Annotated in this window: 14 protein-coding genes; 8 read left to right on the top strand and 6 right to left on the bottom strand. The window is 66.2% G+C overall.

All coding sequences use genetic code 11. From position 1 onward, the window contains the following. Nucleotides 1-134: 134 nt before the first annotated feature. The gene (locus tag H582_RS0107745) at nt 135-1,610 is read left to right on the top strand and encodes a DHA2 family efflux MFS transporter permease subunit (RefSeq protein WP_028598084.1); all 1,476 of its coding nucleotides are present in this window, start codon (nt 135-137) and stop codon (nt 1,608-1,610) included. 151 nt (nt 1,611-1,761) lie between these two features. On the opposite strand, the gene H582_RS26530 is transcribed toward H582_RS0107745, so the two are convergent. Next, entirely contained in the window at nt 1,762-2,214 is a 453-nt protein-coding gene (locus H582_RS26530) for a DoxX family protein (RefSeq protein ID WP_228551270.1), read from the bottom strand. Between the two features lie 30 nt (nt 2,215-2,244). Next, nucleotides 2,245-3,216 (bottom strand): aldo/keto reductase, encoded by a 972-nt coding sequence (locus H582_RS0107735; RefSeq protein WP_028598083.1) that lies wholly within the window; start codon nt 3,214-3,216, stop codon nt 2,245-2,247. A 101-nt stretch (nt 3,217-3,317) separates the two neighbouring features. Here H582_RS0107735 and H582_RS26525 point away from each other — a divergent pair, with 101 nt between their 5' ends. Beyond that, nucleotides 3,318-3,956 carry a hypothetical protein gene (locus tag H582_RS26525; protein ID WP_052333059.1) on the top strand — a complete coding sequence of 213 codons (639 nt, stop codon included), beginning with the start codon at nt 3,318-3,320 and terminating at the stop codon, nt 3,954-3,956. Nucleotides 3,957-4,023: 67 nt separating this feature from the next. On the opposite strand, the gene H582_RS0107725 is transcribed toward H582_RS26525, so the two are convergent. Continuing rightward, complete coding sequence (locus H582_RS0107725; RefSeq protein ID WP_028598082.1) at nt 4,024-5,466, bottom strand: hypothetical protein; 1,443 nt, start codon at nt 5,464-5,466, stop codon at nt 4,024-4,026. 475 nt (nt 5,467-5,941) lie between these two features. After that, nucleotides 5,942-7,696, bottom strand: coding sequence for a C40 family peptidase (locus H582_RS29895; RefSeq protein ID WP_084136837.1), 1,755 nt, complete (start codon nt 7,694-7,696; stop codon nt 5,942-5,944). Between the two features lie 417 nt (nt 7,697-8,113). Here H582_RS29895 and H582_RS26515 point away from each other — a divergent pair, with 417 nt between their 5' ends. The 4 genes from H582_RS26515 to H582_RS0107700 are packed head-to-tail and all read left to right on the top strand — an operon-like array spanning nt 8,114 to nt 12,013. Continuing rightward, nucleotides 8,114-9,292 (top strand): ABC transporter ATP-binding protein, encoded by a 1,179-nt coding sequence (locus H582_RS26515; protein ID WP_084136834.1) that lies wholly within the window; start codon nt 8,114-8,116, stop codon nt 9,290-9,292. Further along, nucleotides 9,292-10,095 carry an ABC transporter permease gene (locus H582_RS0107710; protein ID WP_028598081.1) on the top strand — a complete coding sequence of 268 codons (804 nt, stop codon included), beginning with the start codon at nt 9,292-9,294 and terminating at the stop codon, nt 10,093-10,095. The genes H582_RS26515 and H582_RS0107710 overlap by 1 nt, the downstream gene beginning before the upstream one ends. Next, on the top strand, nt 10,092-10,940 hold the full coding sequence (locus H582_RS26510; protein ID WP_052333057.1) for an ABC transporter permease: 849 nt from the start codon (nt 10,092-10,094) through the stop codon (nt 10,938-10,940). Before H582_RS0107710 ends, H582_RS26510 begins: the two co-directional genes overlap by 4 nt. Next, nucleotides 10,937-12,013, top strand: coding sequence for an ABC transporter substrate-binding protein (locus H582_RS0107700; protein WP_028598080.1), 1,077 nt, complete (start codon nt 10,937-10,939; stop codon nt 12,011-12,013). The genes H582_RS26510 and H582_RS0107700 overlap by 4 nt, the downstream gene beginning before the upstream one ends. A 176-nt stretch (nt 12,014-12,189) precedes the next feature. On the opposite strand, the gene H582_RS0107695 is transcribed toward H582_RS0107700, so the two are convergent. Together H582_RS0107695 and H582_RS0107690 are read right to left on the bottom strand one after the other, a co-directional pair. Beyond that, a complete protein-coding gene (locus H582_RS0107695; protein WP_028598079.1) occupies nt 12,190-12,909 on the bottom strand; it encodes a GH12 family glycosyl hydrolase domain-containing protein in 720 nt (239 codons plus the stop codon). A gap of 333 nt (nt 12,910-13,242) precedes the next feature. Beyond that, nucleotides 13,243-13,818, bottom strand: coding sequence for a GbsR/MarR family transcriptional regulator (locus H582_RS0107690; RefSeq protein ID WP_028598078.1), 576 nt, complete (start codon nt 13,816-13,818; stop codon nt 13,243-13,245). A gap of 248 nt (nt 13,819-14,066) precedes the next feature. Between H582_RS0107690 and H582_RS0107685 the strand changes: the two genes are divergently transcribed. Continuing rightward, a complete protein-coding gene (locus H582_RS0107685) occupies nt 14,067-15,287 on the top strand; it encodes a quaternary amine ABC transporter ATP-binding protein (RefSeq protein ID WP_028598077.1) in 1,221 nt (406 codons plus the stop codon). Next, nucleotides 15,262-16,107: an ABC transporter permease gene (locus H582_RS32575; RefSeq protein WP_028598076.1), complete on the top strand. Its 846-nt coding sequence runs from the start codon at nt 15,262-15,264 to the stop codon at nt 16,105-16,107. Before H582_RS0107685 ends, H582_RS32575 begins: the two co-directional genes overlap by 26 nt. The last annotated feature ends 3 nt before the right edge of the window (nt 16,108-16,110 follow it).

The raw sequence follows: 16,110 nt of genomic DNA, 5'->3' as shown, positions 1-16,110 counted from the left end.
TTGCCGTACCGGACGGCTCGAAGCCGCTTGCTGCCTTATTTTATCCCTTCTGCGGGCAGGGGTCAATGAAGGGCGGACCGCGGCGGGCGCCTCCGGGCGGAGGGAAGGAAAAGAGAGATGAAGGAGTGGAGAGCATGTCGCAAGTCGCAGGGGGCGGCCCGGCCGGACCGGAGCTGTCGATGCGGGCCATACTGGCGCCGCTGGTGGCGATCATCATCGGAATGTTCATGGTCATTCTGGACGGGACGGCGATGAACGTCGCCGTGCCGAAGCTGCAGCAGGACTTCGGAGGCGCGTCGCTGTCGCTCATCCAGTGGACGATCACCGGCTACGCGCTCGCGCAGGCCGCGGTCATCCCGCTGGCCGGCTGGCTGTCGGACCGGTTCGGAGCCAAGACGATCTTCATCCTGTCCGTCGTGCTGTTCACGCTCGGCTCCGCGCTGTGCGCGATGGCCGGCAGCGCGGAGCAGCTGATCGCGTTCCGCGTGCTGCAGGGGCTCGGCGGGGGCATGGTCGCGCCGATCGCGATGGCGTTCACGTACCGGATCGCGCCTCCGGGCAAGGTCGGCGCGGTGATGGGCATGATCGGCATCCCGATGCTGCTCGCTCCGGCGCTCGGTCCGGTCGTCTCGGGCTGGCTCGTGGAGTACGTGTCGTGGCACTGGATCTTCCTCATCAACCTGCCGATCGGCGTCATCGCCGTCATCGTCGCGCTGCGCACGCTGCCGGTCATCCAGCGCCAGACGGTGCCCGTGCTCGACATGATGGGCATCGTGTTCGGCCCGCTGGCGTTCGCCGCGCTCGCCTACGGCGTCTCCGAGGGCGGCACGGACTGGACGTCGGCGCGCACGCTGACGGGCCTCATCGTCGGCGGCGTCGCGCTCGTCGTCTTCATCCTCGCGGAGCTCCGCCGCTCGAACCCGCTGCTCGAGCTGCGCGTATTCCGCTCGCCGAACTTCACCAAGGGCATCCTCGTGCAGTGGATCTCCCAGGCGGCGCTGTTCGGCACGATCTTCCTGCTGCCGCTGTTCCTGCAGACGGCCAAAGGCTACGGGGCGCTGGACACCGGCCTCATCCTGCTGCCGCAGGCGCTCGCCGCCGGCCTGTTCATGCCGATTGGCGGCAGGCTGTACGACAAGGTCGGAGCGCGTCCGCTCGTCATGACGGGCATGGCGCTCGTGAGCGTGGCGGCGTTCCTGCTCTCCGGCATCGAGGCGGACACGGGCGTCGGCTCGCTCATCCTGCCGCTCGCGCTGATCGGCGCCGGCATGGGCCTGTCGATGATGCCGCTCAACACGCATATCATCCAGTCGGCTCCGGCCCAGCTGGTCGGCCGCGTCACCTCGCTGACGGCGGCGGCGCAGCAGGTCGTCAGCTCGTTCGCCATCGCCGGCCTCTCGACCTACCTGACCGGCCGCATCAAGGACAACGGTCCGGAGCTGGGCGCGCAGCCCGCCGAGCTGCTCAGCGCCTCGTACGGCGACACGTTCGCGCTGCTCATCTGGATCGCGGCGACCGGCGTCGTGCTTGGCTTCCTGCTGAGCCGTCCGAGGCCGCAGGAAGGCGCCGCGTCTTCTTCCGAGCCGAGCATGATGATGGGCGGGCACTGACGCTTCGCTTCGTCCATGAAGCAGGTCCGCAGCAGCAAAAAGGCGCTTCGCGTCCCCTTGCGGGGAGCGAAGCGCCTTTTTGGCGGAGCAGGGCCCGCATGCGGTCGTCAGGCGGACCGGGGCGCGCTCATGGCCAGCGGCCGCAGGGCGGTCAGCGGGCTTTGCGCGGCGGGCCTTTGAGCGACGTGTCGCGGGAAGGGTAGCGGGTGCACCAGAGCGCCCACCAGACGAGCAGCGGCTGGGCGGCGACGCGCAGCCAGAGCGCCGTCTTGGAGGCGCTGTCGCTGCCCGGAGCGGGAATGCCGCGCGCGGCGGCGTAGACGTTGGCGACGACGATCACGACCAGGTAAAGCGCGGCGAACAGGCCGGTCCAGCCGCGCGTCGCCGGCACGAGGACCAGCGCGGCGATGGCCAGCTCGAGAATGGCGGTCGCGTAGACGATCGGCAGCCGCAGCGGCACCCAGTCCGGCAGCATCGCCGCGAAGCCGTCCGGCTCGCGGAAGTGGTACAGGCAGGCCGCGACCATCAGCGCGGCGAACAGCAGCAGGCCGATCAGCCGCGGCCAGGTCGTCTGGAAATAGCGCAGGTCGGAAGCGGATGTCATGAGCTTCGATTCCTCCTCATCGGTGGCGCGTCAGATCCGGTAGCGGGCGAACGGCTCGCCGTAGCGGAACGGCCGGCTGATGCGCTCCAGCTCGTCCTGGATGGACGGCTCGAGCGCGAGCTCGAGGCTGCGCAGATTGGCCGTCAGCTGCTCGACGCTCGTCGCGCCGGCGATGACGGTCGAGACGGCCGGCTTGTCCATCAGCCAGCGGATCGACAGCGCGGCCGGCTCGCAGCCCGCCTCTTCGGCCAGCTCGGCGACATCCTGGCCGAGGCCGATGACGTCGCCTTTCAGGAAGCGGCCGAACGAGCCGTCCTTGTCGAGCCGCGAGCCGGGCGGGGCTTCCGCTCCGGCGGCGTATTTGCCCGTGAGGATGCCTCCCGCGAGCGGGAAGTAAGGGATGAGTCCGATGCCTTGGTCGAGGCAGAGCGGCACGAGCTCCAGCTCCGGCGTGCGGTCGGCGAGCGAGTAGCTCGTCTGGATGGAGACGTAGCGCTCCAGCTGCAGCCGGTCGCTGATGCCGAGCGCTTTCATCAGCTCCCACGCCTGATAGTTGGACGCGCCGATGTAGCGGACCTTGCCGGAGCGGACCATGTCCTCGAGCGTGCGCAGCGTCTCCTCCAGCGGCGTCTCGGGATCGAACGTATGGATCTGGTACAGGTCGACGTAATCGGTGCCGAGCCGGCGCAGGCTGCCCTCCAGCTCGGCCGTCAGATGCGACCTCGACGCTCCGCGCTTCCCCGGCCCTTCGCCGCGCGGCAGGCCGGCCTTGGTCGTCAGTACGGCATCCGCGCGGCGGCCGGCGAGCGCCTTCCCGATGATCGTCTCGCTGAGCGTGCCCGCGTAGATGTTGGCCGTATCGAGGAAGGTGATGCCGGCGTCGAGCGCGGCGTGGACGATGCGGATGCTCTCCTCCTCGCCGGTCCGCTTGCCGAAGGCGTTCGTGCCGAGGCCGAGCGCGGAGACGGTCAGGCCGCTCGCGCCGAGCTTGCGGTACGTCATGGTCATGGGAACGTTCCTCCTCCTGATTCGAGGTGATGGATGATTTTCCAGCCTCCTATGCATACTACCGCTAGGAAACGACTGGAAGGGTGAAGCGAGCGATGTATTCCCGATTGAAGAAAAAGCTGCAGGAGCTGCTGCGAGGCAAGGCTCCGGGAGGGCTGCTGGCATGCCGGCTGGCGGCGCTGCCGGCGGTGCTGGCGGTCGCGGCGGCCGGCGCGCTGGCGGCTCCGGGCACGGCGCAGGCGGCGCCATTTCGGCTCGACCAGGATGTCGTGCCGGAGCAGAGCCAGGCGAGCGCGTCGGAGCTTGTCCGCCATGCGGACGGCATCGCCGTGGGGAGCTTCGGCGAGAGCGACCGCATGGTGCAGACCGGCCAGAACGCCCCTCAGGGCAGGCTGGTCAACTTCGTGCAGAAGTTCACGGTCAAGCGCTGGATCAAAGGCGGCGGCAGCAACGAGCTGACGGTCGTCACGACCGGGATCGAGCCGCTGCCGCCGCCGTCGCAGCTGGAGGCCAACGAACGCTATCCAGGCGCATGGGCGACGGGACCGGATTACCTGCTGTTCCTGCACAAGCTCGAAGGCACGGACAGCTATGTGCCGCTCGGGCTGCTGCAGGGCGTCTACCCGATTCAGGGCGGACGCACCGTCAGCCTGGAGGACAAGGGCTTTCCGCAGCTGAACGGCATCGCCGAGGCCGGCGTGCAGCAAGCCGTGGACCGATTGGCCGGCAGCTGATGCCGGACCGGCCGTTCCCCCGATTATAGCATATCCCGAGGCCTGAGGGCTGCCGGACGGCAGCCGCTCAGGCCTTTGGCTTTGGCCGGGCGGCGGGGCGCCTCAGCCGCGCCACCCGCGCCGATGGGGCGCCGCGGCCAAGTGGACGCAGCAGCTGCGCGCCCCTGCCCGCGGCGCAGGGCAAAAGCAGCGTGACGTCCGCGCTCGGAGCGCCGTGCGACGCGCCGAGCGCGGCGTCCGCCTCATGCCCCGCCGGCCCCGCGAGCAGCAGCAGCCGCTGTCCCGGCGCGAGCAGCAGCAGGCGCTGCAGCTCGGGCAAGCCGGACCAGCCGCGGCGGGCGAGCAGCACGGAGCCGGGGAGGCTGCCGCTTTCCGCGCCGTTCGGGATAGCCGGATCGACGGGGCTGGACGCTAGAGCCGGGGCGGCAGGAGGAAGCGCGGAGGCTGGAGGGCGCGCCGTAGCCGGGTGCAGCGCCGCGGCCGGGAGATTCGGACCGCATGGAGCTTCGCAGCCGGGTGCCGTCTCCGGCGCCTGCGAGGGCGGAGCCGCCTGCCGCCGCAGTCCGCGTGCGAGCCAGCGCGCGGAGAGCGCGGTCAGGAACAGCCGGATGTCGCTTTGCAGCCGTTCGAGAGCGGCCTCCTCCGGTCGCGCCAGCGCAGCCGGATCGATGTCGATGCGCGCCCCGGATGCGGCCGGAGCCGGCTCGCCGCTGCCGAGCACGAGCGCATAGTCGGCGGGCGCCTGCCGAACTTGAGCCGGCAATTCGCGTGCAGTCGGAACGCCCCCCGGCAGCGCGCTCCAGCCGCCGGGAGTCGCTGCCGCAGGGATGCCGGTCAGGGCGATGAGCTCGCCCAGCTCCGCCGCCGCTCCGGCATGAAGCACGCCGCCGCCGACGACGATCAGGGGCCTCCGAGCGCGCGCGAGTCCGTCCGCGATCCGGTCCAGCTGCCCGTCGCGGATCGGCGGCTCGGAGACGAGCCGTTCCATATAGTCCTCGCTGTCCTCGTAGGCGGGCATGGAGAAGGGAGGGCGGCGCGAGCGCCCGCCGGCGAAGGAAGGAGCCAGCCGCACGAGCGCAGGACCCTTCCGGCCGTGCCGCGCCGCGAGGAAATAAGCTTTTTCCAGCGTGCTGCGGCAGTCGTCCTCGTGCCGCAGCAGCGCGCTCGACTTGAAGCCTGAGCCGGACCGCGACGGCCTGCCCGCGCAGCCGGGCAGCAGCAGCAGCAGCGGCACGCTCGCGGCCGACAGCGCCCGGATCGAGGCCGCCTCGGCGCGGGACAGCTCTGCGCTTGTCCCGATCGCAGCCGCCGGGGAGCCGGAGGCGAGCGCATAGCCTTCCGCAGCGCTCAGCGCGGCTGCCAGGCTGGAGCAGCCGTGGACGGACAAGCCTGCCCGCCGGCCAGCCCCGGCCAGCTCGCGGACGAAGGATGAGTCCGACGCGCGGTCGCAGTAGATCTGACGCAGCCCTTTTTCCGCCCATATGGTCATGACGACGTCCGATCCGTTCATGTGCCGATCTTCCACTCCTTCCGCTCTATCTCTTACCATATGAACGGCCGCGGCAGTTGGAAAGGGACAACAGGCGGGGGGAGCGCGGAAAAATTCGGACTTGCAGGGGCGGCTGCGCGCGAGCGTCTAAAAGGAAAGAGGTCAAGGCCGGCTCGGCATCTTTCTTTGGCTTGGGAGGATGAAGCGAATGGGGCGATTGCGGCGAAATGATGAGGATGGCGGGTTAGGAATAGCGAGGATTGCGCGAAACATGCTGGATGACCGCGAACAAGGGAAAAAGCTCCCTTGCTCCATGAAGGGAAAATGAAAAAACGAGCCGAGTCGGAGCCTCGCTCCGCTGCGTCTCGTTCGTCTATCAAGGCATCGGCAGCCGGCGCCTCGCCAGGGGGCCGCCGGCCGCCAGCTGCGCCAACTGCCGCCCGAGCCGCCCACGGCGTCGGCTATCGTCGCTTCGCCGGCGAGCCGGCGCCAGCCGCTACCAGGTGCGCGGACCGATCAGGTCGGCGAAGGTGGTCGTTTTCGGATACGACTTGGAGAGGCCGACGCCGCTGCGGTATTGGGCGCGCACGGAGACCAGCTCCGGCTTGGCGTAGAAGAAGAGGATCTTCTCGTCGCGGCGATCGGCGGGCTTGGCCGGCTTGTCGTACAGCAGGAACGCGGCCCAGGCGTCGGCGATGTCCTCCTGCGCCTGATAGGCGCTCGCGTCGCGGAAGAACAGCTTCGTATAGAGCGTCGTCATCGGCTTGCCGGCGCGCGCCGCGGAGGCGACCTCGGCCGGCCAGAACTTGCCGTAGTAGGCCGTCAGGAGCGAGTCCTTGCGAGCATAGAGCCACTGGCTGCTGCCGGCGGTGGGACCGGCGAAGGCGCCTCCGACCAGGCCGCCCGCGCCGCCGAGCGCGGATGAGGCGCCGCCGAGATGATCGAGCTGCGAGCCGGCGGGACCTTGCTGCGTGACGAGCTTGCCGAGCTCGCGAGCGAGCGACCAGCGCGTCTTCTGCACCGCTCCCGGAGTCAGATCCGACGGGTCGAGCACGAGCCGCACGCTTCCTTTGGCAAGCGTCTCCACCCGGGACAGGCCGCCGCGATGGACGTCCAGCCGCAGCTCCTTGACGAGAGCGAGATAAGCCTTCGGATACGCGGCCTGCACCTGCTTCCACAGCTGCTCCGCGGCGGCGCGCTGGGAAAGCGTGACGGAGTAGCCGCTCTCGTTCTTCAGCTTCAGCTCTCCGTTGTCCGCGACCGTGTACAGGCCGGCGGGGATGGAGGAGCCGTACAGCTCGCTGCCCTTGATGCCGATCCGGCTCCGCGCGTCGGCAGGGAGCGACTCGACCTCGTCGATGATTTCCTCATGCGCGGCGAGCATCGCCGGGTACAGGCCTTGCTCGTATTGCTGGAAGGCGAGCTCCGCCTTGTCCGCCAGCCGGTTGTAGGCGGAGGCGTCCAGAACGGGCTTGGCCTTGTCCAGGAACCGGGAGACGGAGGCGAAATAGACGTTCTCCCGCATCGCGGCGCGCGTCTGATCGGGGCCGGCCAGCCCGTTGCTGGAGCCGGAGCCGCTGCCTGCGCTCGTCCCCGAGCCTGTGCCTGAGCCTGCGCTCGTGCCCGACCCGCCTCCTGCGGATGGCGCCTTCTCCGTCATGCGGCGTGCGCCGGCATACCGCTCCTGCCAGTAGGCGGAGGCGAGCGACGAGCGCTTGACGCCGTCGACGGTGGCGGAGACGAATTCCTTGTTGCCGATGTAGATGCCGGCGAAGGAAACGGCCGACCCGCTGCGGAAAAAGACGGCGTCCCCGGGCAGCAGCAGGCTTTGCCCGCCTACCGGCGCGCCGTTCTCGAACTGCGCGGCGATCGTGCGGGGCAGCTGGACCTCGGCGGCGGAGAAGCGATAGATGTACTGCAGGAAGCCGGAAGCGTCGAAGCCGGCGGGCGAAGCGCCGCCGTACTGGTAGGGGGTGCCGACGTAGTCGAGCGCATAGTCGGCGATCGCGCCGCCGAGCGCCTGAGGGGTTCCCCGCTCCGAGAAAGGCGCGTCGGCTTCGGCGGACAGGGAAGAGGGCGCGCCTGCGCCGGCCATGCCGGCGAGCACTCGAGCGGAGGCGGCATCGGCATAAGGGCTGCCGTAAGGGGAGCCGGATGGGGATGGGAGGCTGGCTCCGGCGGGTGCTGCGGCTCCCGCTCCTGCCGCTGCGAGCAGGGCAAAGGCGGTGCCGGTCTGGATCAAACGTCGCATGAACTCACTCCTGGTCTCGTCATGATGTAAGGGGGCCAAAAGGGCCGGATCAACCTGAATTATAACAGGATGTCGAATTCTGTTAATCGGACTTGCGTCACGATAGTTGCGTCATTTCGATTTTCATCTATCCCCTTCGAAAGTCCCTGTCCGCTCTTCTTATCCCGATAGATCGGGGCCGAGAGGGCCGGCGACGGCAAAAAATCAAACGCCGGACGGTCCGGGCTGGGCCTTGCGGCCTGCGGCGTAAGGCTCCGGTCGGCTCCGGCGTCCCGCCGGAGGAGCCGCATCTGGCGGAAAAACGTCCCAGAGCGCGCCGTTTGGGGTATAATGGGGGCATGATCAAGCCTGTCCCGCAGCGGCTCGCAAAGCCGGGCGGACAGACGCACAGGCGCTGAACAGGAGGGAAGCTGCGGCATGGAGCAGGTACCGGTCATTTCGTTCCGGGGAGTAACCAAGCAATACGAGGACGGCGTTCCCGTGCTGAACGACGTATCCTTCGACATCGAGAGGGGCAAGTTCTACACCCTGCTCGGCCCGTCGGGCTGCGGCAAGACGACGATCCTCCGCCTCATCGCGGGCTTCATGGAGCCGACGAGCGGCGAGATCCGCATGGACGGCAAGCTCATCAACGACCTGCCCGCGAACAAGCGGCAGGTCAATACGGTGTTTCAGGACTACGCGCTGTTTCCTCATCTGAACGTGTTCGACAACGTCGCCTTCGGCCTGCGCATCCGCAAGCTCAAGAAGGACGAGATCGAGCGCAAGGTCGAGGAGGCGCTGCGCTTCGTCAACCTGGAGGGCTACGGCAAGCGGGAGATCCGCGAGATGTCCGGCGGCCAGCGCCAGCGCGTGGCGATCGCCCGCGCGATCGTCAACGAGCCGAAGCTGCTGCTGCTCGACGAGCCGCTGTCGGCGCTCGACCTCAAGCTGCGCACGGAGATGCAGTACGAGCTGCGCGAGCTGCAGCGCCGCCTCGGCATCACGTTCATCTTCGTCACGCATGACCAGGAGGAGGCGCTGGCGATGTCGGACGAGATCTTCGTGCTCAACAAAGGCATCATCGAGCAGAGCGGCACGCCGACCGACATCTACGACGAGCCGATCAACCGCTTCGTCGCGGACTTCATCGGCGAGTCCAACATCGTGCCGGGGCGCATGCTCGACGACTACCGCGTCGAGTTCGCCGGCAAGGAGTTCGAATGCGTCGACCGCGGCCTGCGGCGCGGCGAGCCGGTCGAGATCGTCATCCGCCCGGAGGATCTGGAGATGACGGCGGCGGGAGCGGGCAAGCTGGCCGCGACCGTCGACACGCAGCTGTTCCGCGGCGTGCACTACGAGATCATCTGCATGGACGACTCCGGCAACGAGTGGATGGTCCACTCGACCCGCAAGGCGGTCGTCGGCGAGGCGATCGGGCTGGACTTCGACCCGGAGGCGATCCACGTCATGCGCTTCGGCGAGTCGGAGGAGGACTTCGACCGCCGCCTCGAGGGCTATGAGGAAGCGGAAATTGCCGAGGAAGCCGCAAAGCGGCGCGAGCTTGGCGAAGGGCCGCCGATCGTCGAGACCGGCCGCCCGGGAGGGAACAGCTAGTGTCCGCCCGCAGCCGCAATCTTTTCCTCGTGCCGTACACGCTGTGGATCGTGCTGTTCGTGGCGGCGCCGATCGCGCTCATCGCGTACCGCTCGCTGTTCGACGTGGAGGGCGCGCTGACGCTCGACAACTACGCGCGCTTCTTCACTCCGGTGTACTTGCGGATGACGGTCAGCTCGTTCTGGTACGCGCTGCTGATCACGCTGTTCTCGCTGCTCGTCGCCTATCCGGCGGCATGGGCGCTGACGCGCGCCAAGCACAAGCAGCTGTGGCTACTGCTCATCATCCTGCCGACATGGATCAACCTGCTGCTCAAGGTGTATGCGTTCCTCGGCATCTTCGGCACGTACGGCTCGGTCAACCAGCTGCTCGAGCTCGTCGGCATCGGCACGCAGCAGATTCTGTTCACCGACTTCAGCTTCGTGTTCGTGTCGGTGTACATCTTCATCCCGTTCATGATCCTGCCGATCTTCAACGCGCTCGAGGAGCTCAATCCGTCGCTCGTGTTCGCTGCGCGCGATCTCGGCGCCTCGGCGTGGACGACGTTCGCCAAGGTCGTGTTCCCGCTGACGATCGACGGGGTGAAGGCCGGCTGCCAGGCGGTGTTCATCCCGGCGCTGTCGCTGTTCATGATCACGCGCCTCGTCGCCGGCAACCGCGTCATCACGCTCGGCACGGCGATCGAGCAGCATTTCCTCGTCACCCAGGACTGGGGCATGGGCTCGACGATCGCGGTGTTCCTCATCCTCGTCATGGTCGCGATCATGTTCGCGGCCGGACAGCGCAAGGGGGTGATCCGATGAGCGAGAGCAGGCGCTGGCGCTGGTCCAACCTGTATCTGATTGCGGTATTCGCGATCATGTACGCGCCGATCTTCTATCTGATGGCCTATTCGTTCAACAGCGGCGGCACGATGCACGGCTACGACGGCTTCACGCTCGACTGGTACCGCGAGGTGTTCGCCGATACGCGGCTGCTCATCATCGTGCTGAACACGCTCGTCATCGCCCTGCTGTCCGGGCTGCTGTCGACCGTGCTCGGCGTGCTCGGCGCGCTGGCGATCCACGAGGCGCGCCGCCGCCGGACGAAAAACGCTTTGCTCAGCTTCAACAACGTGCTGATCGTCAGTCCCGACGTCATCATCGGCGCGTCGTTCCTGATCCTGTTCACGATGATCGGCATCCGCCTCGGCTTCGTGTCGGTGCTGCTCGCGCACATCGCCTTCAGCGTGCCGATCGTCGTGCTGATGGTGCTGCCCAAGCTGCAGGAGATGAGCCCGACGCTCATCGACGCGGCGCGCGACCTCGGCGCAAGCCGCTGGCAGGTGCTGACCGGCGTCGTGCTGCCGTTCATCAAGCCCGGCATCTTCGCCGGCTTCTTCATGGCGCTGACGTATTCGCTCGACGACTTCGCCGTCACGTTCTTCGTGACGGGCAACGGCTTCTCCACGCTGTCGGTGGAGATCTACTCGCGGGCGCGGCAGGGCATCTCGCTGTCGATCAACGCCTTGTCGACGCTCATCTTCCTGTTCACGATGCTACTGGTGGCGGGATACTACTTCCTCACGCGGCGCAGCGGCACGGGCGCGCAGGCGGCGGCCGGCCGCGGCGGCGCGGCGCGCGGAGCGGCCAAGGAGGGAACGCCATGAAAAGCCTGATCCGCTCGTTCGCGGCGATCCTCGTCGTCGCGCTCGGCTGCCTGTACCTCACGTCCTGGCTGAACTCCAGCCAGGGCTACTCGGGCGCCAATACGCTGACCATCTACAACTGGGGCGACTATATCGACCCCGAGCTGCTCGAGGAGTTCCAGGAGGAGACGGGCATCACCGTCATCTACCAGACGTTCGACTCCAACGAGGCGATGATGACCAAGATCCAGCAGGGCGGCACGACGTACGACGTGGCGATGCCTTCGGAGTACGCGATCGACAAGATGAAGCAGGAGGGGCTGCTGCTGCCGATCGACCACGCCAGACTGCCGAACCTGAAGCATATCGACGAGCGCTTCCTCGACCTGCGCTTCGATCCGGGCAACGGCTATTCCGTCCCGTACTTCTGGGGCACGGTCGGCATCGTCTACAATCCGGAGCTCGTGCCGGACGGGCTCGTGTTCGACAGCTGGGACGATCTGTGGGACCCGCGCCTGGGCAACGGGCTCATGCTCGTCGACGGCGCGCGCGAGGTGATCGGCTTCGGCCTCAACAGCCTCGGCTACTCGCTCAACGATACGAACGAAGCCCATCTGCAAGAGGCGCTGGCCAAGCTGCAGAAGCTGACGCCCAACGTCAAGGCGATCGTCGGCGACGAGATCAAGATGCTGCTGGCGAACGAGGAAGCTACTGCCGGCGTCGTCTGGTCGGGCGACGCGGCCGAGATCATGGACGAGAACGACAAGCTGGACTACGTGATTCCGAAGGAAGGCTCCAACGTCTGGTTCGACAACATGGTCATCCCGCGCACGGCCCGCAACCTGGACGGCGCGTACCGGTTCATGGACTTCATGCTCGAGCCCGAGCATGCCGCGCGCAACGCGGAGTACGTCGGCTACTCGACGCCGAACAAGGACGCGGTGCCGCTGCTGCCGGAGGAGATCCGCTCCGACGAGCGCTTTTATCCGCCGCCGCAGCTGACGAGCCGGCTCGAGGTGTACGATAACCTCGGCAAGCGCATGCTGTCGCATTACAACGAGCTGTTCCTCGAGTTCAAGATGCATCGCAAATGAACCGCCCGAAGCCGCCGCTTCCCTTGCCGGGGAAGCGGCATGGAAAAAGGGGCTGTCCGCAAGGCCGATTCGATTCGGCCTCGCGGGACAGCCCCTTTTTGGCTTGGGAGCGGATGACAGTGCAGAGGCGGCGGCGCGGAGAGCGGCTCAGCTCCGCCGTGCTCGTCGGCTGCGGCTTACGAGAAGCTGACGGAGTAGCTGTTCGTCGTGAACGTGGCGTTCGGCGCGGAGGTGATCTCGTAGCCGAACTGCACGCTGTTGACGATCTCGTTGCCCATCCAGCCCTTGGACTTGCACCAGTTCAGGATGGCGAGCACGTCGACCGTGCCGGAGCTCGTATTGCTCGTGCGGACGAAGGAGAACACGTCATTGGAGCCGTTGCTGCCCTTGTACACGTTCCACGTATGGCCGCCGACGCTCACGTTCGTGAAGTTCGCGACCGGATTGCCGTTTGAATCCCAGGAGCCGGCGATCGGACCGACGGCGCCCTGCTTGTTCATCCACAGCATGATCTCATGCGCGTTGTTGCCGCTCCAGATGTCGTAGGCGGCGACGAAGCTCGAGCCGCTCGAAGGCACGGTGATATTGAAGGAGCTCTTGAGGCTGGACAGCGCCGCCAGCTGCGTGTTGATCGGCCGAGTGCTGTTCGGGTACGATTTGATGCCGCCCGTGTTCGGATGGTTGGCGGTCACGCCCCATTTGCTGTACGAGTCGGCCCAGATCGTCTGCGTGCCGGCGCCGCTGCCCCAGATGTTGTTGTAGACGGTGTAGCCGCCGTTCGACCAGTTGCCCCATTGGGCCGAGCTTGTCCAGACGGCGGCGAAGGCGGTGGCGGACAGCAGCAGCGAGCCGATCAGCAGGGTGAGGAAGGCGGTCAGGCGCGTTTTGGTTTTCATTACGTTCATCTCCTTTGATAATAGGTCGTTTGAGCGGGCTTGCAAGGCCGGAAGCGGCGGTCGGCTGTCCTCCCTTCCCATGGAATGGCGCGCGTCGCCTTCATTTGGAAGCGCTGTCATAAAGGCGCATCTGCATTTTAGCATGAAGGAAGGAACAGGAAATACCCGCAAAAATAGACGAAAAATCCCATTTAAATTAGAGGTCGGAAGGCGCAAAAAGGCATGCCGAAAAGCGGGGACGGAAGCTTCCTTCCGTTCCCGCTCTCGTTCGCGCAGGCTCAAGGCTCGGGACGAGCCGCTGCCCGCGCGGGGCTCGTCCGTCCGCGCCATGCCTCAGTCGGAGTCCGGCTCCTTGGGCACATGCTCGTAGATGCCGCCGGATTCCAGCAAGTCGATGACCCGGTCCAGCCACAAGTAATAGGCGATCGCCTGGCCGATCTTGTCCAGATCGCCGGCCACGGCCGCCCGCACCGGCTCGGCGGTCTCCGCGGACGCTCCTTCGGCAAGCTTGACGAGCTCGTTCTGCGAGCGCCGCAGCGCCGTCAGGTTCATCTCCACCGCTTTTCGCCATTTCAAGACGAAAAAGTCCGCGAACGTCTGATGCCAGTCCCGCTCGACCTCGTACAGGTCCTTGCGCGAGCCCTTTTCCCACACCTTGTTGACCATATTCAAATCGACCAGCGTCCGGATGCCCGTGCTCATGCTGGTCTTGCTCATCTCCATCGCCTGTCCCATCTCGTCGAGATTCATCGGTTTGTCCTGGAAAAACATGAGGCCGTACAGCAGCCCGGTCGATTGCGTGATCCCGTACAGATCCATGTTCTTGCCGATGGACTCGATCACCCGCTTGCGGGCTTTATGGATCGCCTGCTCCTGATCTGGCTCCAGTCCGGCAAATTTGTCGTTCATCTTGTCCGCTCCTTCATCGCCTTCTCGGCTGACAAAATAATTGTATGAGACAAATTCCCCAAAGTAAAGCGACGCGATGGGGAGGATCGGTAAGGAAACGGGAGTATTTGGGAGATAATCATTGTACAGTAAAAACCGTACATACTAAATATACGGAATTAACGGTTGACGATTTCGGGTTTCATTCGCTAGACTGGTTCGAGTGAATGCCCGGCCGATGGGGCCGCGGCGCAAGGAGGTGCAGGCATTTGCCCATCATTGAAGTCAAGGACCTGACCAAGGTATTCGGCGAGGATCCGAAACGGATTTCCGCCCTGCTCGGTCAGGGCTGGTCGAAGGACCGCATTTTCAACGAGACGAAACATACGGTAGGGGTCAATCGGGTGTCCTTTTCGGTGGAGCCGGGCGAGATCTTCGTCATCATGGGGCTGTCCGGCAGCGGCAAGTCGACGCTCGTCCGGCTGCTCAACCGGCTGATCGAGCCGACATCGGGCATGATCGAGATCGACGGGCAGGAGATTACGCGGCTCGGGGCGGATCAGCTGAGGACCGTGCGGCAGAAAAAGATCAGCATGGTGTTCCAGAAGTTCGCCCTGTTCCCGCATCGCACGCTGCTCGAGAACGTGGAGTACGGGCTCGAGGTGCAAAAGGCGCCGAAGGCCGAGCGGGAGCCGAAAGCCCGCGAGGCGCTGAAGCTGGTCGGCTTGGAAACGCGGGCGGACAGCTATCCCGACGAGCTGAGCGGCGGCATGCAGCAGCGCGTCGGGCTGGCCCGCGCGCTGGCGAACGATCCCGACATCCTGCTCATGGACGAGGCGTTCAGCGCGCTCGATCCGCTGATCCGCAAGGACATGCAGGATGAGCTGCTCGATCTGCAGGACACGATGAAAAAGACGATCGTCTTCATCACGCATGACCTCGACGAGGCGCTGCGCATCGGCGACCGGATCGCCCTCATGAAGGACGGCGCGATCGTGCAGATCGGCACGCCGGAGGAGATCATGGTCAATCCGGCGAGCGAATACGTCGAGCGCTTCGTCGAGGATGTCGATCTGTCCAAGGTGCTGACGGCGGCGCATGTGATGCGCCGGCCGGAGACGATCGGCATCGACCGCGGCGCGCGGGTCGCGCTGCAGCTCATGCGGGAGAGCGGCATCTCCAATCTGTTCGTCACCGACCGCAGCCGCCGGCTGATCGGCGTGCTGACGGCGGAGGACGCCTCGGAGGCGGCGCGCCGCGGCTTGCCGCTCGAGGACATCGTCATCCGCGACGCGCCGACGGTCGCTCCCGGCGTGCTGCTGAACGAGCTGTTCGAGCTCGTCGGCAGCAGCAAGGTGCCGGTCGCCGTCGTGAACGAGACCGGCCGCATCGTCGGCGTCATCGTGCGCGGAGCGGTGCTCGGCGCGCTGGCCGGACATGTGCCGGGACGGGAGGTGGACGGAGATGCTTCCGAAACTACCGCTGGATAAATGGGTCGACGCGGCGGTCGACTGGATCGAGAGCAGCCTCGGGTTCGTGCTCGATCCGATCGCGGCCGGCATCGAAGGCGCGGTCGAGGGCATTTCCTACGTGCTGCATCTGCTGCCCGCGCTGGCGATGATCGTGCTGCTGGCCGCTCTCGCCTGGCGGTTCATGCGCTGGAAGATGGCGCTGTTCACGCTCGTCGGACTGTTCCTGATCGACAACCTCGGGTACTGGGACCATACGATGGATACGCTCGCGCTCGTGCTGACGTCGGCGATCGTAAGCATCGTCATCGGCATCCCGATCGGCATCGCCTGCGCCCGCAGCAAGCGGACGCAGCAGATCGTCACGCCGATCCTCGACTTCATGCAGACGATGCCGGCCTTCGTCTATCTGATCCCGGCGGTGACGTTCTTCAACCTGGGCGTCGTGCCCGGCGTCATCGCCTCGGTCATCTTTGCCGTGCCGCCGACGATCCGGCTGACGAACCTCGGCATCCGCCAGGTGCCCGCCGATCTCGTGGAGGCGGCCGACTCGTTCGGCTCGACGCCGGCGCAGAAGCTGGTCAAGGTGCAGCTGCCGCTGGCCGTGCCGTCCATCATGGCGGGCATCAACCAGACGATCATGCTGGCGCTGTCGATGGTCGTCATCGCGTCGCTGATCGGCGCGCAGGGCATCGGAGCGGACGTCTATCGGGCGGTCAGCCAGATCAAGACCGGCAAGGGCTTCGAGGCGGGCCTCGCGATCGTCATTCTGGCGATCTTCCTCGATCGTCTGACGCAGCATCTGGTCAAAGGAAAAAGACAAGCAGACAGGAGAGGGTAAATC

The organism is Paenibacillus pasadenensis DSM 19293 (genome assembly GCF_000422485.1).
GTDB lineage: Bacteria > Bacillota > Bacilli > Paenibacillales > Paenibacillaceae > Paenibacillus_O > Paenibacillus_O pasadenensis.
The sequence above is the reverse complement of the archived record's forward strand: the minus strand, read 5'-3'. Positions and strand labels throughout refer to the sequence as shown.